This window comes from Serratia grimesii NBRC 13537 (genome assembly GCF_001590905.1).
GTDB lineage: Bacteria > Pseudomonadota > Gammaproteobacteria > Enterobacterales > Enterobacteriaceae > Serratia > Serratia grimesii.
Genome location: NZ_BCTT01000005.1, coordinates 197,820 through 216,916 on the forward strand (window position 1 = coordinate 197,820; position 19,097 = coordinate 216,916).

Here is a 19,097-nt window from a genome sequence, read left to right on the forward strand (position 1 = left end):
TAGCAGGAGCCGGTATGCTCAGACCCACCAATTTGCTGGCAGAATCCACCGCACGCCAGATCGTGCAGCGTGCGATGGGCATCATCAATCATTCAGTCAACGTGATGGACAGTAACGGTGTCATCATTGCTTCCGGTAATCCTTCACGCCTGTTCCAGCGTCATGAAGGTGCTGTGTTGGCACTGACCGAGAATCGCGTGGTGGAAATCGATGCAGTGACCGCTACGCATTTGAAAGGTGTGCGACCCGGGATCAACCTGCCATTCAGTTTTCGTAGCCAGCAGGTGGGCGTGATCGGCATTTCTGGTGAGCCGGCGCAGGTACGCGCTTATGCCGAACTGGTGAAAATGGCGGCGGAGCTGATGGTAGAGCAGGCGGCTTTGCTGGATCAAAACCAGTGGGAAAAACGTTACCGTGAGGAACTGGCGAATCAGTTACTGCAACCACAACCGGCATCGGCCTCACTGGAGGCGATGGCTGCCTATTTGGGCTTGGATCTGCAACAGCCGCGTATTGTTTGGGTCGTCGAATTGCAAGATCCCCAACCACATTTGCTGCGTGAACTGCTGACAGAACTGGAACATACCCAACGTGAAGCCCTGATCGCAATTACTGGCTTCAACGAAATGATCCTGCTGCGGCCAGCCTGTCTGGTGCAAGGTGAGTGGAGTTTGAAACAGGAGCGCAAGCAGGCACAACAGTTGCAGACTCAGCTTCAATCGCGCTTTAACCTGCGCCTGATAATCGGCGGATTCTTTAACGGTGAATCAGGGTTACATCGTTCAAATCTGACGGCTCGCGCTACGCAGGCGATGGCGCAGCGACTGAAGTTGCGCCATAAGACACTGTTCTATCAAGATTTCCCGTTGCCATCATTACTGTGTGATTTAGGTGAGGACTGGCGTGCTCAGGAGCTTTCTCGGCCCTGGCAGGTATTGGGTGCCAGCGATGAAAAAGGGGTGTTGCGTAGCACCCTTCGGCACTATTTTTCGCGGAATTGTGATCAGACGCAAACCGCTGCCGAGCTTCATATTCACGTCAATACACTCCGCTATCGCTTACAGCGCATTGAGGCTATTACGGGATTAAAAATCAATCAGTTAACTGACGCGCTACAGTTATATATCGGCATGTTGATGCACGAATGAATTGTGTAAAGCCACAACTTTGTGGCGGACAGCCGCGTAGGTTTTTGTGGCTTTCTCTCACGCTAATACCCGAGGCTCAGGATATGTTTTCCCCACACCAACAACGGGGAAAATAATAATGACAACGGTATCCACGCTTGGGGCACTGGTAGCATTGATCGTCGCTATCGTCCTGATTCTACGCAAGGTCCCACCTGCATATGGCATGATTGCCGGTGCATTGGCCGGTGGGTTATGCGGCGGCGCCGATCTGGTGCAGACCGTGACACTGATGATTACCGGGGCTCAGGGCATCACCAATGCCGTGATGCGCATTCTGGCGGCAGGGGTGTTGGCCGGGGTGTTGATTGAGTCCGGTGCCGCACACACAATTGCCGAAACTATCGTTCGTAAAGTCGGAGAAACCCGCGCGCTGCTGGCATTGGCAGTGGCTACACTGATCCTGACTGCGGTCGGTGTATTTATCGACGTAGCGGTGATCACGGTGGCACCTATTGCGCTTTCAATCGCTCAAAAAGCCGGGATATCACGTGCCGCCATTTTGTTGGCGATGATCGGTGGCGGTAAGGCCGGTAACGTGATGTCGCCAAACCCGAACACCATTGCGGCTGCCGACAACTTCCACGTACCGCTGACCTCAGTGATGATGGCCGGTATCGTGCCTGGCCTGTGCGGGTTGGTGGTGGCTTATCTGCTTGCCCGACGTTTGAGCAACAAGGGCGACAAGGTGATGGCGGAGGAATTGACTCAACATGCCGAAGGATCCCGTCCGGGCTTTGCGGCGGCGATCAGTGCACCGTTGGTTGCTATTGTGTTGCTGTCGTTACGTCCCATTGCGGGGATTGCCATTGATCCACTGATTGCGCTACCAGCCGGTGGACTGGTGGGGGCATTGCTGATGGGGCGCATCCGTCAGTGCAATCAGTTTATGGTTTCAGGTCTGTCCCGTATGGCACCGGTAGCGATTATGTTGCTCGGTACTGGCACGCTGGCAGGCATTATCGCCAACTCGGCGCTGAAGGACGCGTTGATTAACGGATTGACCCACACAGGTATGCCAGCCTGGTTGCTTGCGCCGCTGTCTGGGGCCCTGATGTCGATGGCGACCGCTTCCACCACAGCCGGTACCGCCGTGGCATCCGGCGTATTCAGCAGCACCTTGCTGGAACTGGGGGTCAGTGGGCTGGCCGGCGCAGCGATGATCCATGCCGGTGCTACGGTGCTGGATCACCTGCCACACGGCAGTTTCTTCCACGCCACTGGCGGCAGCGTCAATATGGCCGTCCATCAACGGCTGAAGTTACTGCCGTATGAAACCCTGATCGGCTTTACCATCGCGGCCGTCTCGGCGTTGATGTTTGGCGTATTTAATCTGGCGGGATAAGGAATACTGATGAAAACGCTGAAAAAAGTGGTTATTGCCCCGGACTCGTTTAAAGAGAGCCTGAGTGCGTTGGAGGTGGCTGAGGCCATTGAGCGCGGGTTCCGCCAGGTCTACCCACAGGCCCAATATGTGAAACTGCCGATGGCAGACGGCGGCGAAGGTACGGTGGATTCCATGGTGGCAGCCACCGGCGGGGAAATCGTCAGGGTTGAGGTAACGGGTCCGCTGGGCCAGCCGGTTCAGGCCTTTTACGGATTGTTGGGGGATGGGGAAACCGCCGTTATTGAGATGGCGGCGGCTTCTGGCCTGCACCTTGCACCTAAAGCGCTGCGTGATCCACGGATCACCACCAGTTACGGTACCGGTGAACTGATCCTGGCTGCGTTAGATCGCGGTGTTAAGGCGATTATTCTTGGCATCGGCGGCAGTGCCACTAACGACGGTGGCGCCGGTATGATGCAAGCACTGGGTGCCAGGCTGCTGGATGATAAACAAAATCCACTGTTGCCCGGTGGCGCGGCATTGGCGCAGCTAGCGCAAATCGATCTTTCAGAGGTAGACCCACGTCTGCAACAGGTGAGCGTGACCGCTGCCTGTGACGTGGATAACCCTTTATGCGGCCCTCATGGCGCTTCGGCGGTGTTTGGCCCGCAGAAGGGCGCAACGCCTGAAATGGTGACGCAGTTGGATTCGGCACTGAGCCATTTTGGCAGTTTGTTGCAGCAGGCTACCGGCCGTGAAGTGATCAACACGCCGGGGGCCGGTGCAGCGGGCGGAATGGGGGCGGCCTTGCTCGGTATGCTCAACGCTCGCTTACGGCCGGGAATTGAAATCGTGATTGAAACTTTGCGACTGGAAGAGGCGCTTTGCGACGCCGATCTGGTGATCACCGGAGAAGGGCGACTGGACAGCCAGTCGATCCACGGCAAAACGCCGATTGGCGTGGCAAGGGTAGCCAAACGCCATGGCTTGCCGGTGATCGGGATCGCTGGCAGCCTGTCGAAAGATTATCAGGTCGTGCATCAGCACGGTATTGATGCCGCTTTTTCAGTGCTTGACCGTATTGTCACCCTGGACGAAGCCCTGACGGAGGCGGCCGATAATCTGGAAGTGACGGCACGCAATGTGGCGGCAGTCTGGCAGCTGGCACAAGGGCAGAACATGGCTTAAGTTTCCCGCCTTCATCATGGGTAGTACCTGTTGCTGATATCGGTTCCGACAAGGCGCTTTTCCGTTACAATAGGCGCCATTAATCGATGTTAACGCCCTGACCCAGAACGGGGGGTTAGCTTGCAAGGAATCAAGGGGAACTGAGATGAAGCAAGAGAAACACGGGGTACTGCTGGTGAACCTGGGCACACCGGATGCTCCGACCTCATCGGCGGTAAAACGCTATCTGAAGGAATTCCTCAGTGACGACCGGGTGGTTGATACTTCGCCGTTGATTTGGTGGCCGATCCTTAACGGTGCGATCTTGCCGATACGTTCACCGCGGGTTGCCAAGCTGTATCAATCTGTGTGGATGGACGAAGGTTCACCGCTGTTGGTCTACAGCCGCCGTCAGCAGCGCGCACTGGCTGCGCGGATGCCGAATACACCGGTAGAGTTGGGCATGAGCTACGGCTCGCCGAGTCTGTCAGAGGCTATCGACAAGTTACTGGCGCAAGGGGTGACCAATCTGGTGGTATTGCCGCTGTACCCGCAATATTCCTGCTCAACCAGTGCGGCGGTCTGGGACGGGGTGGCGCGGATACTGAAAGGCTATCGTCGACTGCCTTCGATCAGCTTTATTCGCGATTATGCGGAACACCCGGCCTATATTGCTGCACTGCGCCAGAGCGTTGAACGTTCCTTCGCAGAGCATGGTCAACCGGATCGTCTGGTATTGTCATTCCACGGCATTCCCAAACGCTATGCGCGCCTTGGCGACGATTACCCACAACGCTGTGAAGACACGCTGCGCGCTCTGACCGCCACGTTACCTGTGGCACCAGATCGGGTGATGATGACGTACCAGTCGCGCTTTGGTCGCGAGCCATGGCTGACGCCTTACACCGACGAAACCTTGAAAAGTCTTCCTGCACAAGGCATTAAGCATATTCAGCTCATTTGCCCCGGTTTCTCGGCGGACTGTCTGGAAACGCTGGAAGAGATCAAAGAACAAAACCGTGAGATCTTCCTTCATGCAGGTGGTGAGAAGTTCGAGTATATTTCTGCGCTGAACGACGAACCGGCACACATTGATATGATGCAGCAACTGGTGGCACAGCGCTTCTGATCCTCAGTGCGCAAAATGGTGACAGCCATCATCAATCGGGCAGGAATGTGCTAACATTCTCTGCCTGTTAACTGCCACTGCCGCCAATTACATGAAATTTCCTGGTAAACGTAAGTCCAAACACTATTTTCCGGTGAACGCCCGCGATCCGCTCTTACAGCAAGTTCAACCTGAAAATGAAATCAGCACCTCGTATGTCGTCGGCATTGACCAGACGCTGGTAGATATTGAGGCAAAAGTGGATGACACTTTTGTCCAGCGCTATGGCCTGAGCCTCGGGCATTCTTTGGTGATTGAAGATGACGTAGCCGAAGCGTTATATCAGGAATTGATCGACAATAATCTTATCACCCATCAGTTTGCCGGCGGCACCATCGGCAATACTTTGCACAACTATTCAGTGCTGGCTGATGACCGCTCGGTGCTGCTCGGCGTGATGTGCAGCAATATCAAGATTGGTAGCTACGCCTACCGCTATCTGTGCAATACCTCCAGCCGTACCGATCTTAACCACCTGCAGGCGGTTGACGGTGCCATTGGGCGCTGTTTCACGCTGATCGGTGAAAGCGGCGAGCGTACTTTCGCTATCAGCCCAGGGCAGATGAACCAGCTGCGGCCGGAAAGTGTGAAGGAGGAAGTAATTGCCGGTGCCTCCGCATTGGTGCTGACGTCCTACCTGGTACGTTGCAAAGAAGGGGAGCCGATGCCGGCTGCGACCATGCAGGCGATTGAGTTTGCCAAAAAGCATGATGTACCGGTGGTGCTGACGTTGGGAACCAAGTATGTCATTGCCGACAACCCACAGTGGTGGCGTGACTTCCTGAAAGAACACGTTTCGATCCTGGCGATGAACGAAGATGAAGCGCTGGAACTGACCGGGCTGAGTGACCCGTTGACTGCGTCGGACATGGCACTTGAATGGGTCGATTTGGTGTTGTGCACTGCCGGGCCAAATGGGCTTTATATGGCAGGTTACACCGAAGAGTCTAATAAGCGTGAAACACAGCACCCATTGTTGCCGGGGCATATCGCCGAATTCAACCGTTATGAGTTCAGCCGTGCGATGCGGCGCGAAAGTTGTGAGAATCCATTCCGTGTTTATTCCCACATAGCACCCTACATGGGTGGGCCTGAGAAAATCATGAACACCAACGGTGCCGGTGATGGGGCATTGTCGGCGCTGCTGCATGATATTGCGGCCAACGGTTACCACCGTAATAACGTGCCGAACTCCAGTAAACACGTTCGCAGCTACCTGACCTATTCTTCGCTGGCGCAGGTGTGTAAATACGCCAACCGCGTCAGCTATCAGGTGTTGAATCAGCATTCGCCACGCTTGACGCGCGGTTTGCCAGAGCGGGAAGACAGTCTGGAAGAGTCTTACTGGGAACGGTAAAAAACGAAAGGTCCGGCGAGCCGGACCTTTTTTGCATCATTTGTTATATCAGATCGGGCAGCCGCCCATTTTCTCTTCTTCAGTCAGCGTATCCAGTTTAAGGATATTCAGCATGCTGTTGGCGATTTCCCGTTCCCCCATCACCACCTGATTCGCCCCGCGATCGGAGATATACGACACTTCGTCATCGTAGTGCGCCCGGGCGATAATCTCTATATTTGGCCGCTTGGTCCGCGCAGAGGCCACGATCTCGCCGGCCTCATAACCGTTGGGGATAGTCAGCAGCAGCCAGCGTGCACAGTCGAGTCGTGCCAGATCCATGATCTCCGGATTCGCTGCATTGCCCAACACTGTTTTGATGCCTTGCTCGCGCAATGCCTCAACCCGTGGGCGCGAATTCTCGATCACCACCAGCGGAATGCCAGCTTCGGCCAATTTGGCCCCCAGCAGGCTACCAACACGGCCATAACCGACCACCAGCGCGTGATTGCACATATCGACCGGGATCTGCTTCTCGTCTTCTACCGCTTCTTCCAGGATTTGGTCTTCAATGGTCTCGGTCTTGGCCAGATAACGCTCGAGCAGCGTGAACAGCAATGGATTCAACATAATCGACAAGATGGCCCCGGCCAGCACTAAATTGCGACCGTGTTCAGACATCATACCCAGCGTGATCCCAAGGCCAGCCAGAATGAAGGCGAACTCACCGATTTGTGCGAGGCTGGCGGAAATGGTCAGCGCGGTGCGCTTGGAGTGGCCGAACATTTTCACCAGCAGGAAGGCTGCTGCCGATTTACCGAACACGATAATCGCCAGTGTTGCCAGTACCGCCAGAGGCTCGTTGATCAAAATCATCGGATCAAACAGCATGCCGACCGACACAAAGAACAGTACGGCAAAGGCATCGCGCAGCGGTAGAGTGTCGTGGGCCGCTCGATGGCTCAGCTCTGACTCGTTCAGTACCATACCGGCGAAGAATGCCCCCAGTGCAAAGGAAACGTCGAACAGTTTCACTGCGCCATAGGCTATGCCTAGCGCCAATGCCAATACGGCCAGGGTAAACAGCTCACGCGAGCCCGTACTGGCGGTTTTCGCCAGGATCCACGGCACCAGGCGACGGCCAACCACAATCATCAGCGCGATAAAGGCGATGACTTTACCAATGGTCATCGCCAGTTCAATTAACAACTGGCCGCTACTGGCGTTGTTATTGCCCAGCATATTGCCGAACGCAGGCAGTAACACCAGCGTCAGCACCATCGCCAGGTCTTCCACGATCAGCCACCCGATGGCAATCTGCCCACGCTGGCTATCGATCAACTGGCGTTCTTCCAGCGCACGCAGCAGCACTACGGTACTTGCGGTGGACAGACAGAGACCGAATACCAGACCGGAAATTAAATCCCAACCGAGCAGTTTTGATAGTCCCATGCCTAGCAAGGTGGCGACGGCAATCTGGGCCACGGCACCGGGAATGGCGATATGTTTTACTGCGAGGAGGTCTTTAAGAGAGAAATGGAGGCCAACACCGAACATCAACAGAATCACGCCGATTTCCGCCAGTTCTGGAGCCAGCGAGGTGTCGGCAACAAAACCGGGGGTAAAAGGGCCGGCGAGCACACCTGCGGCAAGGTACCCCACCAGTGGGGAGATGCGCAGGCGATTCGCCAGCATACCGAGGAGGAAGGCGAGTACTAACCCTCCGACAATAGTGGTGATTAACGGTGTTGAATTATGCATCCAGACTCCTTCTAGCTATGCATGGCAGCAGAGGGGAAACGCAACAAAGTTACGAAAAGATACATTTAGTTTATTGCATTTGTTCGCGTTACGCTTAGCTAAATTGAGCTATTTTGTGAAAAAGCAGAGGATTCCGCTTTTTACCGGTCAGTAAGGGGATTTAACACTTAATAATTCAAATAACATGGGTTTGTGTTGAAGAAGAGCCGGTTGAACGTCAGCATTCAACCGGTATTAATGCAGGGTTATTGTGAGTTATGGTCAATATTGGGCAGTAACGCAGTGATAATGCCGATTAACGGCAGGAAAGCACATATTTGATAGACTAACTCGATACTGGTCAAATCTGCGACATAACCAAGAACTGCCGCGCCTAACCCACCCATACCAAAGGCAAAACCGAAGAATAATCCGGAAACCATGCCTACTTTACCTGGAATTAGCTCTTGGGCATAAACCAGAATAGCGGAGAACGCTGACGCAAGGATTACCCCTATAAATACCGTCAAAATACCGGTCCAATACAGAGATGCATAGGGTAAAACAAGCGTAAATGGCGCTGCGCCCAAGATGGAGCCCAAAATGACACGTTTTCTTCCTATCTTATCACCAATAGGGCCGCCAATAATGGTGCCTGCGGCGACGGCGAACAGGAAGGCAAACAGATGGAATTGGGCGTTTTGCACTGAAACACCGAACTTATGCATCAAATAAAAAGTGTAATAGCTGCTGATACTCGCCAAATAGAAGTATTTGGAGAAAATCAATATCAGCAGAATGCCAATTGCATAGGTAACGGTACGTTTTGGCAGCAGTTTTACCGAAGAGGCAGTTTTGGGCTGACCTTTCGTTGCACGATGCTGCAACTGATACCACTTACTGACCTGCAACAACACGACGATAGCTAACAGTGCTGCTAATGAAAACCAGGCTACGTTGCCTTTGCCATAAGGCGCGATAATCAGCGCCGCCAGCAGTGGCCCAAGGGAGCTGCCAAAGTTACCGCCAACCTGGAACAGCGACTGCGCCAGTCCATGCCGACCACCGGAAGCCATACGCGCTACGCGAGAGGATTCCGGATGGAACACCGAAGAGCCGGTGCCAACCAGTGCCGCTGCCAGCAGTACCAGCGGGAAGGTATTGGCGACAGACAGCAACAGCAACCCGCATAGCGTAAAGCCCATACCGATCGGCAGCGAATAAGGTTGTGGATGCTTATCTGTGTAGTAGCCAATCAGTGGCTGCAATAAAGAAGCCGTTAGCTGATAGGTCAGCGTAATCATACCGATCTGTACGAAACTGAGGCTGAAGTCAGCCTGTAAGATCGGGTAAATCGCCAGGATCAGCGATTGAATCATATCGTTAAGCAGGTGAGAGACGCTGATGGCACCAAGAATCGAGAATGCAGTCCCTTTAACCGCGCTGCCTTTAGCCGGTGGGATGGCAGTATCGCTACGGTCGGTCATTTTATTATTAGCCTGGTAAGTTTTAGAGGACAGAGCAGATATCTTAGCAAGTTGGTCAATATTTGCCATATCCGACATAATTTGACGCACATCGCAAAAATTTGAAATTAGTTGCCTTCGTTTCGCGCTACACTTTCGTCCATCTCAAAAAAACAGTTAATAATCATATGGAGTTCCGCCATGCGCTTTTCGTTTAATACCACCGCATGCGCGTTGGCTGTGTCCCTGACTTTCCTGTCGGGAGCCGCCAGCGCCTGGGAAAAGGATAAGACCTACGACATCACCATTTTGCACACCAACGATCATCACGGCCATTTCTGGCAGAATGATCACGGTGAGTATGGCTTGGGCGCACAGAAGACACTGGTGGACAGCATTCGCCAGGATGTTGCAGCCAAGGGCGGTAGTCTGCTGCTGCTGTCGGGCGGTGATATCAATACCGGTGTACCGGAGTCAGACCTGCAAGATGCCGAGCCGGACTTCCGTGGTATGAATCTGGTAGGTTATGACGCGATGGCGATCGGTAACCATGAGTTCGACAATCCACTCAGCGTTTTGCGCCAACAAGAAAAATGGGCAACCTTCCCGCTGTTGTCGGCCAACATTTATCAGAAAAGCACTCAGCAACGCTTATTCAAACCTTATGCCTTATTCGATAAGCAGGGCATCAAGATCGCAGTTATCGGCCTGACGACCGATGATACTGCCAAGATTGGTAATCCAGAATATTTCACCGACATCGAGTTCCGCGTACCAGCGCAGGAAGCTAAACAGGTGGTCGAACAACTGCGTAAGGACGAAAAACCGGACGTAATCATCGCCGCGACCCATATGGGCCATTACGATGATGGCAACCATGGTTCCAACGCGCCTGGCGACGTGGAGATGGCGCGCAGCTTGCCTGCAGGTTATCTGGATATGATCGTCGGCGGCCACTCGCAGGATCCGGTCTGTATGGCTGGTGAAAACCACAAGCAAGTGGATTATGTGCCGGGTACCCCGTGCTCACCGGATCGTCAGAACGGCACCTGGATCGTACAGGCGCATGAGTGGGGCAAGTACGTGGGACGTGCCGATTTCCAGTTCCGTAATGGCGAACTGAAATTGGTCCATTATCAACTGATCCCTGTCAATCTTAAGAAGAAAGTGGAAAAAGCCGACGGAACCAGCGAACGCGTGTATTACACACAGCAGATCGCAGAAGATCCGTCGATGATGAAATTACTGACGCCGTTCCAAGAGAAAGGCAAAGCCCAGTTAGATGTGAAAATTGGTAGCGTTAACGGCAAATTGGAAGGCGATCGCAGCAAGGTGCGTTTCGTGCAGACCAATCTGGCGCGTGTACTGCTGGCCGCGCAAATGGAACGTGCCGAAGCTGACTTTGCGGTGATGAGTGGTGGTGGTGTACGCGACTCGATTGAGGGGGGTGACATTACCTATAAGAACGTGCTGAAGGTACAACCGTTTGGCAATACGCTGGTCTACGTCGAGATGAAAGGCAGTGACGTAGAAAAATACCTGGCGGTAGTGGCCAACATGAAAGTGGATTCCGGAGCCTACGCGCAGTTTGCCAACGTCAGCTTGACGGCAGACGGCCAGCAGGGCGTTAGCAATGTCAAAATCAACGGTGAGCCGCTACAGGCTGATAAAACGTACCGCATGGCGACCCTGAACTTCAATGCGCTGGGCGGTGACGGTTATCCGAAGCTGGATACCCTGCCAAGCTACGTCAACACCGGTTTTATCGATGCCGAGGTGCTGAAACAGTATATTGAGAAGCACTCACCGCTGGACGCCGCGGCCTATGAGCCGAAAGGCGAGATTGTTTATCAGTAATCTTCCGGCGGCTTTTACCGGTTAAAAGCCGCCGTTTATCTTCCTCCACATTGCCACGCCTCTGAATAAAAGCACTCTAATATTATTAATTTCAATATTGTTTTCCTTGTCTTGCATAGTTGTATTTCTATTTTCTTTGTCTATACCTTTAGGGTTAATGATTTTATTTTTCTTAAATCATAATTTTCCAGGGGGAAATATCATCGAAATTATCGTGATTAAAAAGGAAAATAAATGCACAGGACAATGATACTTTTATATGGCGTATTCGGCTATTTAGGCGGGGTGGTCGGTTTTATTTTGCTTATTTTATTACTTAACGGCTGGGGACTAAGAAATATGGTCGCCATCGTAGGGGAGGGCAGTATGTGGCCCTGGCTGGTGAATGCCGGTTTACTCCTGCTGTTTGGCCTGGTGCACTCGGTGATGGCCCATGAAAGGTTCAAGGTTCGTTTGGCGTTGTCCCTGGCGCTGGAAAGAAGTACCTATGTATTGATTGCCGGTTTGTTGTTGGCATTGCTGGCGCTCATGTGGCAGCCACTGCCGGGTGCCTTGTGGCGGTTGCCGCCGGAAAGTGTCGCCGCATGGGGACTTAACGGCATCAGCGTGCTGGGCTGGTTAGTGGTCTTTGCTTCAACCTGCATGATTAGCCACACCGATTTATTTGGCTTGCGACAATCCTGGTTGCAGTGGAGAGAGCGGCAATATACCGACTTGCCTTTTCAGGTCAGAGGATTTTACCGACTGACGAGGCATCCCATGATGACGGGAATATTACTGGCCTTTTGGTTCACTCCCGAGATGACCACTGGGCGCCTGTTATTTAATTCAGGAATGACATTATATATTTTGGTGGGCGTATATTTTGAAGAGCGCAGCCTGGTTAAAGCACTGGGGCAGGATTATCAGCAGTACTGTCGACAGGTGCCGATGTTGTTGCCACGAATGAGGGGGCGTAATAAGCCGGTGGAGTAATGAGATCCCGCGGCCGATGCTGGGGCGCCGGCCGCGTATTGATGGTTTTTCAGTCGCGCTTGGCGATATCGGCAAAGCTGCCGGCCAGCAACCGGCAAAGATCTTGTGCCGCCAGTTCGATGTCCAGCCCGCGTTTACCGCCGGAGACGTAAATGGTGGCGAACTGCTGTGCCGGGCTGTCGATCACCGTTGGTAGCCGCTTTTTCTGCCCCAGCGGACTGATGCCTCCCACCAGATAGCCTGTAACACGCTGTGCCAACAGCGGATCGGCCATTTCTGCTTTCTTTGCACCCAGCGCGCGGGCGACCTTTTTCAGATCTAATTGCATGGCGACCGGGGTGACAGCGACGGCCAGATGTTTGGCATCACCATTCAGTGCCACCAGCAGTGTTTTGTAGACACGGTCGGCATCCAGTCCAAGCTTCTTCACCGCTTCATCACCGAAATTGGTTTCTGCACTGTCGTGATGGTACGGATGAAGGGTAAATGCGACTTTTTGTTTCTCAAGCAGGATCACTGCGGGCGTCATCGTGTTTTCCTATTTCCCCCTGCGAGGGGAGTTGCAAGACGAGGCAACAAAATTACAAAAATATAACGGTAACAGCAACCTGAGAGACTGTTACGTAAAGCGGGTTGCCAAGATGTTCACTGGGTTGCTACCCTGTCTATTGTAACCGTTAACACGGTTGCTATGCGTATAACTAAAATACAAGAAATTCCTCTTTGACTGGCCAGTAGCGATATTGGCCACTTTTTTACTCTGCTTGCAGCATCGCTGGCAGGTTATCTTCGCCGTACAAATGCAATGCACCTACAGCTACCACGTAATTGCCAGCCGGTAATTTCTCCAGCTTTTTACGCCAGTCGCGATTGCGTTGATGCATCAACACATCATACAAACCCGCGCTGAATGTGGCGGGCAGCGTTTCCAGTGCGCCGCTGGGTTTTGCGTCCAGCCACCAACTTACCATGGTTTGCAGAAGTCGGGCGTTGGTATGCCAGTGTTCCAGCGTATCGCGCAACAGCGCCATGCCGCCTTCCGGCAATTGTTCCAGCATCGCCAACTGTTGCTGCGCACCTTCTAACTCGATCACCTTTTTATGCTGCGCCCTTGCGGCCTGCAATAGCTGATAATCCACCCCATACTCAGCACGTAGTCCTAATCGTTGGGCCTGACGCGCCTGCATCATCAACGCCACTTGCCAACCAGGCAGGGTAGAGAACGATTCTGCATCGGTACCCAATTCCTGGCATAGCGTTAATAGCTGCTGGAACTCTGGCTCCGAGAGTCTTTGTTCAAGTTCCGGTTGCAGTTCAACGTGGTCGAAAGGAGAGGCGGAATCGGTGATATCGGCTTCAACAATCAAGGCATCTGCTTGCTTGAGGCGCGCGGCCAATTTAGCGGGCAGTGGGGCCATATCAACCGTACCCATATGAATACTGCCGACCAAATGGAACTGACGATCGCCAGGCAAGCGAATATCCAGTGCCGGGTAAGCGTAGGTCATTGGGGAAATCAGACCGAGAAAGGCAGCGATACGACGTAACAGTTGACCCATACAACGTGACTCCTGGAGAACTTGCTCGCCTTTCAGCTTGAAAGGGGAAGGGCGTAACCTTTTCCCCATGCTAAACGCTAAGCGGCATACAAGAAAGCCTGAAGAGTGAAGGAATTATCCCAAAGGAAACGGGGCGCAGTGATTTGCGCCCCATTGGCATTCAGCGTTTGGGTTTAAAACGCAGCAACCGGTTGGCGTTACTGACGACGGTGATAGAAGACAGTGCCATAGCGGCACCCGCCACCACTGGGCTGAGCAGGGTACCCGTCAGCGGATACAGCACCCCGGCGGCAATTGGGATGCCGAGCGTGTTGTAAACAAAGGCCCCGAGTAGATTCTGCTTCATATTCCGCAGAGTGGCTTTCGACAGTTCCAGCGCATCGGCAACGCCGTTCAGGCTATGGCGCATCAGGGTGATGGCGGCGGTTTCAATAGCGATATCGCTGCCACTGCCCATGGCGATGCCGACATCGGCCTGTGCCAGCGCAGGGGCATCGTTGATGCCGTCACCGATCATGGCTACCCGATGGCCCTGTGCCTGCAACTGTTTAATTGCCTCGGCTTTACCGTCTGGTAGCACACCGGCAATGACCTGATCGATACCGGCTTCTTTGGCAATGGCGTTAGCCGTCACCGGGTTGTCACCAGTCAGCATCACCAGTTGATAGCCCTGGCGATGTAAACGTTGCAGCGCCTCAACGCTGTCGCTGCGCAGTGGATCGCGGATGGCGATCAACGCAGCGGGTTTACCGTCGACGGCCAGCAGTACTGGCGTAATACCGCGTTCCGCTTGTTGCTGCATCTGAGCATCCAGCTCCGCGGTTATCACTGCCTGATGCTGTTGCAACAATGCTGCATTGCCCAGCAGTAGTTTCACTCCGTCCACTTCGCCACTGACGCCAGCACCCCGCAGCGTGCGGAATTGCGTGACTTGTGGCAGCGTTTGCCCTGCTGCGTGATCAACGATGGCTCGTGCCAAGGGGTGGCTGGCTCCCTGTTCCAACGCGGCAGCCCAAGACACCACCTGTTGTTCGTCTACCTGGTTAAAGGTGAGGATCTCCACCACGCGCGGCTGGCCTTCTGTCAGGGTACCGGTTTTATCGAAGACTAATGTGTCCAGTTGGCTTGCCTGCTGCAATGCATCGGCATCACGGACCAACACGCCAAACTCCGCAGCGCGTCCTACGCCAGAGATGATCGACATCGGCGTTGCCAGACCCAGTGCACAAGGGCAGGCGATAATCAGTACCGTGGTGGCGATCACCAGTGTGTAAACCAATTGCGGCTGCGGGCCAAAAATGTACCAAATCGCGGCGCTGAAAAGCGCGATAGCCACGACCGCGGGTACGAATACCGCAGAAATACGGTCCGCCAGTTGGCCGATCTCCGGCTTGCTGCTTTGCGCTTGCCGCACCAGCTTAATGATGCGCGCCAGCGTGGTTTTGCTGCCAATGGCACCGGCACGGAACAGTACGGTGCCATCATCGACTACCGTACCGGCATGAACGGTGTCGCCAATGCTTTTCTGCTGAGGTACCGCCTCACCGGTCAGCATCGCTTCATCCAGCCAGACTTCGCCCTGAATGATCTCACCGTCAACCGGGATACGATCACCGGTAGTCAGCCGCAATGTCATGCCGAGCTGCACTTGCGCTAACGGAATACTTTTCTCACCGTCTTCGGTCACCAGCCGTGCCGTCGGTGGCGTCAGATCCAATAGACGTTCCAGCGCCTGTGATGAGCGCTGGCGAGCGCGTTGTTCCAGCGCATGACCCAGGTTGATCAGCCCGATGATCATTGCACTGGCTTCGTAATACAGATGCCGCGCCGCCATTGGGAAGAAGTCTGGCCACAGGTTAACGCTGATCGAATATAACCACGCGGCGCCGGTGCCGAGTGCCACCAGCGTGTCCATGGTAGCGCTACCGTTCATCAGCGCACGCCAGGCGTTACGATAAAAGTGCCCACCGGCAAATACCATCACTGCCAGTGTAATCAGGCCGACCAACAGCCACGGGCGCTGCGTTTCCGGCGTCAGAGACATGCTGCCACCGAACAGGCCCCAGGCCATCAGCGGAATACCCAGCGCCAGGCCCAGCGCGGCCTGCCAGCGGAAGCGTTTCATGTTAGCCTGCGCAGTCTGCTGTTGGCGTTCGCGACGTTCGGTTTCGTCCTGGATCATTTCTGCGCCGTAACCGGCTTTTTCGACTGCGGCGACCAATGTCTGCGGATCGGCACTGCCGGTGATCAGCGCGCTGCGCTCTGCTAAATTGACGCGAGCTTGCTCTACGCCCGGCACGCTTTGCAGCGCGTTCTGCACTTTGCTGACGCAGCTGGCGCAGCTCATGCCACTGAGCAACAGTTGCACGCTGTCATCATCGTTTTCGTTATTGGCTGCTGGAAGGGAATACGGGGCCGCTGCCTGGGTTTCCGGCAAAGTTGGGACTGATTCAGTCAACGGCTCAGATTTTGGGTGATTGATGGCTCCGGCGACGCTGGCGTGATAACCGGCGTCCTCTACCGCGGCGATCAGCGCCTCGGGGCCCGCATCGCCATAAACTTTGGCGCTATCAATGCTGACATCGGCGGCGATCACACCCGGCACAGCTTCCAACGCTTTACGAGTACTGGCGGCGCAGTGCATGCAGCTTAGGCCACTCAACTGCAACTCGGTATCTGCGTGTTGCGCCACAGCGGCCTGATAGCCAGCGGCAATCACACTGTCGATCAGGGCCTGACTCGGCGCATCGCCGGTCACCTTGGCATAATGGACATTGACCTCTGCCTGTTCGACATCATTGCGGCTTTCCAGGGCTTTTTTCACCCGTTGTGCGCAATTCATGCAGGTCAGCCCCTGCAATGCCAGCACGGTGGTTTGTGACATGATTCGATTCCCTCGCTCAAGTGCGGTGTTTAAAGGTTGACCGCTTGACCTATTTTCACTAAGAATGAAGCTTAAACCTTCCAGCAAGGGGAAGGTCAAGGGGGAAAAATGAATATCAGCGATGTGGCAAAAAAAACCGGCTTAACCAGCAAGGCAATTCGCTTTTATGAAGAAAAAGGCTTGGTGACCACACCGATCCGTACCGATAACGGATACCGCAGTTACAGCCCGAAGCACATCGAAGAACTGACGTTGTTACGCCAGGCGCGGCAGGTGGGCTTTAATCTGGATGAGTGCCGAGAGCTGGTGGCTTTATTCAATGATCCGGCCCGTCATAGCGCGGATGTAAAATCACGCACGTTGCAAAAAGTGGCGGATATTGAAAAGCACATCACTGAGTTGGGTGAGATGCGCCAGCGTTTACTGGCGCTGGCGGATCAGTGCCCAGGCGATGACGGGGCAGACTGCCCAATCATTAATAATCTGGCAGGGTGCTGCCATACAGAGAAAAGGTGAAGGAGTTAGCTTAGCGACTATCTGCTGGATGACTCGGCTTTTGTTCGCTGAACAATCATACAACCTACCTACATTTCCCCCCGTTGAAATACCTCTTACTGTTGCCATGTCCATGAGGACTCCATTCACTAAGAGGTTTTCCGTTATGAATATTTGCCCTGATATCGCAACATTGCGAACCATCATCCCTGCCTCTGCTGAGGAGTCCATCGAGGTTGTTTCTTACTATCCTGACTGGCACGGAGACGATAAATTACAATCGGGCGGCGGGGTTTTCATTGCTTCCAATGCTCCTGGCCTTATTGATGATGCAGGTATTTATATAAAGCCTAATTCACAGTGGACATGGGTTCGCGTGTTGAATAACAACTTGGTATCACCAAATATGTTTGGTGCACGAGGGAATGGCAGTACAGATGATACCAGTGCGCTAACCGCGGCCTTTTTGACGACATACGACACAGTTTGTCAGCAAGGTGCGACCTACATGACGACTGACACCGTACGAATTAGAAATGGGAATCCTAATAAGAAAGTTATTAATCTTAATGGCGCAACAATTAAAGCTAAACCCGGCCACCTGAAACCATTTTTTGCCAATGAAACCTCTACACCTGAAGCCTATGACTATTTACATGGCGTGGAAATGTTTGGCGGTATGCTCTATGGCTGGGTAAAGCGTGAAAGTGTTTATCATCAGGTTTCTGCACATAACGGATTTGTTGCTGGGGATAAAAGTTATTTCTATCATATGACTGTGCGGGGATTCTGTGATGGTATGGTATTGATGGGCGATTCTGTCGCTTTTGATGTGGATATTGATGAGTGCCGGGATAATTTAATTGTTGTTAAAAATAATGATAATGTAGTCAGTAATATTACCGGTGGTTATTGCCTTGGAGATGGTATTTTAGTTAAAGGTAGTAAAAATATTGTTGCTAAAGTCACTATTGTGGGGGCAGGGATCCCAGCCAGTACTTTTGAGCCGGGTTATGTGTCTGGTTCTATTATTGCTTTTGGGCAGGACAGTAAACTCGATGGAACCACTTCTGATTGTTATGTCATTGATATAAAATGTGGAGTATGGGGTGGTGGTGGCGTTATTGTTGATGGTGAAAATAATTTTTGTGACAACGTTGAGGCAGGAGACTGCTACTATCTTGAACAGACAAATGCTTCTGCCATCTTAAATGGTGCACCGGCAGTGTATGCCGGTGGCAGCAGGCACCGTATCAATAATGTTACTGTTGGGCATTGTATTCGAGGGGTGGAAATACATAATGGATCAAAAAATAATCTTATTGATAATATTTCTATCGCCTCATGCCGAGTGCATCCAGGATTAAGTGCATCGGGTACTCAGTCGGATTGCCGCATTGGTAAATTAACTTTTGGACGCCTGATTGGTAATAAAGCTTTAGATCTTAATATGAGTGGCCTGATTATAGATCAGATTATAGTTAATGAGTATGCAAGCGCCTTCGGCAGCGGTGGGAGCCTTTGTAGTATTAAGAAATCAGCATCAATTGGTAGCTTGGTATTTAACAGTAAGTCGGCAAATAACATGCTGCCTGTAGTGTTGATGGAGGAAAATGCTAACATTGAGAGTCTTATTGTGAACAACAACAAGTCCGTTTGTTTGCAAACTACAGCAAGTGTCACCCAACTGCCGCAGAATTTGACCATTCAACAAACGGCAGATGCCATTGACTCAGCAGTTAAATTATTTGGAGACGGAGCTTCACTCGTTAAAACCTGGCAAATTAAAGGTAACCCTACAATCCTGCCGAGCATTCGAGGTACAGATACACGGTTAACCATTGAACACTATCCATCCGACAGTCTGCCGTGGAAAGTGGCCTATCCTGCCACCTCAAAAGTCATCATTCTCAGTTCGGAATTAATGGCATAGATA

Annotated in this window: 14 protein-coding genes; 9 read left to right on the forward strand and 5 right to left on the reverse strand. The window is 53.0% G+C overall.

The window, feature by feature from the left end:
- Positions 1 to 14 precede the first annotated feature (14 nt).
- The 5 genes from SGR01S_RS05745 (at position 15) to SGR01S_RS05765 (ending at position 6,206) form a co-directional block, all read left to right on the forward strand.
- On the forward strand, positions 15 to 1,148 hold the full coding sequence (locus SGR01S_RS05745; protein ID WP_061806812.1) for a sugar diacid recognition domain-containing protein: 1,134 nt from the start codon (positions 15 to 17) through the stop codon (positions 1,146 to 1,148).
- Between the two features lie 118 nt (positions 1,149 to 1,266).
- Complete coding sequence (locus tag SGR01S_RS05750; protein WP_061806813.1) at positions 1,267 to 2,532, forward strand: GntP family permease; 1,266 nt, start codon at positions 1,267 to 1,269, stop codon at positions 2,530 to 2,532.
- 9 nt (positions 2,533 to 2,541) lie between these two features.
- Complete coding sequence (locus tag SGR01S_RS05755) at positions 2,542 to 3,702, forward strand: glycerate kinase (RefSeq protein ID WP_061806814.1); 1,161 nt, start codon at positions 2,542 to 2,544, stop codon at positions 3,700 to 3,702.
- A gap of 145 nt (positions 3,703 to 3,847) precedes the next feature.
- Entirely contained in the window at positions 3,848 to 4,810 is a 963-nt protein-coding gene (hemH, locus tag SGR01S_RS05760; protein ID WP_061806815.1) for a ferrochelatase, read from the forward strand.
- A 91-nt stretch (positions 4,811 to 4,901) separates the two neighbouring features.
- Positions 4,902 to 6,206: an inosine/guanosine kinase gene (locus SGR01S_RS05765; RefSeq protein WP_037417841.1), complete on the forward strand. Its 1,305-nt coding sequence runs from the start codon at positions 4,902 to 4,904 to the stop codon at positions 6,204 to 6,206.
- Between the two features lie 48 nt (positions 6,207 to 6,254).
- Here the strand turns inward: SGR01S_RS05765 and ybaL are convergent, their stop codons facing one another.
- Positions 6,255 to 7,946 carry a YbaL family putative K(+) efflux transporter gene (ybaL, locus tag SGR01S_RS05770; protein ID WP_061806816.1) on the reverse strand — a complete coding sequence of 564 codons (1,692 nt, stop codon included), beginning with the start codon at positions 7,944 to 7,946 and terminating at the stop codon, positions 6,255 to 6,257.
- A gap of 245 nt (positions 7,947 to 8,191) precedes the next feature.
- Positions 8,192 to 9,412, reverse strand: coding sequence for an MFS transporter (locus tag SGR01S_RS05775; protein WP_061806897.1), 1,221 nt, complete (start codon positions 9,410 to 9,412; stop codon positions 8,192 to 8,194).
- Positions 9,413 to 9,592: 180 nt separating this feature from the next.
- Between SGR01S_RS05775 and ushA the strand changes: the two genes are divergently transcribed.
- Both ushA and SGR01S_RS05785 read left to right on the forward strand, forming a co-directional pair.
- A complete protein-coding gene (gene ushA / locus SGR01S_RS05780; protein ID WP_061806817.1) occupies positions 9,593 to 11,248 on the forward strand; it encodes a bifunctional UDP-sugar hydrolase/5'-nucleotidase UshA in 1,656 nt (551 codons plus the stop codon).
- A 234-nt stretch (positions 11,249 to 11,482) separates the two neighbouring features.
- Positions 11,483 to 12,223 carry a methyltransferase family protein gene (locus SGR01S_RS05785; protein WP_073963410.1) on the forward strand — a complete coding sequence of 247 codons (741 nt, stop codon included), beginning with the start codon at positions 11,483 to 11,485 and terminating at the stop codon, positions 12,221 to 12,223.
- A 49-nt stretch (positions 12,224 to 12,272) separates the two neighbouring features.
- On the opposite strand, the gene ybaK is transcribed toward SGR01S_RS05785, so the two are convergent.
- From ybaK to copA, 3 genes are all read right to left on the reverse strand, one after another.
- Positions 12,273 to 12,752, reverse strand: coding sequence for a Cys-tRNA(Pro)/Cys-tRNA(Cys) deacylase YbaK (gene ybaK / locus SGR01S_RS05790; protein ID WP_061806819.1), 480 nt, complete (start codon positions 12,750 to 12,752; stop codon positions 12,273 to 12,275).
- Positions 12,753 to 12,978: 226 nt separating this feature from the next.
- Positions 12,979 to 13,782 (reverse strand): TraB/GumN family protein, encoded by an 804-nt coding sequence (locus SGR01S_RS05795; RefSeq protein WP_037417851.1) that lies wholly within the window; start codon positions 13,780 to 13,782, stop codon positions 12,979 to 12,981.
- A gap of 160 nt (positions 13,783 to 13,942) precedes the next feature.
- Positions 13,943 to 16,666, reverse strand: coding sequence for a copper-exporting P-type ATPase CopA (gene copA, locus SGR01S_RS05800; protein ID WP_061806820.1), 2,724 nt, complete (start codon positions 16,664 to 16,666; stop codon positions 13,943 to 13,945).
- Between the two features lie 108 nt (positions 16,667 to 16,774).
- Between copA and cueR the strand changes: the two genes are divergently transcribed.
- Together cueR and SGR01S_RS05810 are read left to right on the forward strand one after the other, a co-directional pair.
- Entirely contained in the window at positions 16,775 to 17,182 is a 408-nt protein-coding gene (cueR, locus tag SGR01S_RS05805) for a Cu(I)-responsive transcriptional regulator (protein ID WP_061806821.1), read from the forward strand.
- A 145-nt stretch (positions 17,183 to 17,327) separates the two neighbouring features.
- A complete protein-coding gene (locus SGR01S_RS05810; protein WP_061806822.1) occupies positions 17,328 to 19,094 on the forward strand; it encodes a putative phage tail protein in 1,767 nt (588 codons plus the stop codon).
- Positions 19,095 to 19,097 lie beyond the last annotated feature (3 nt).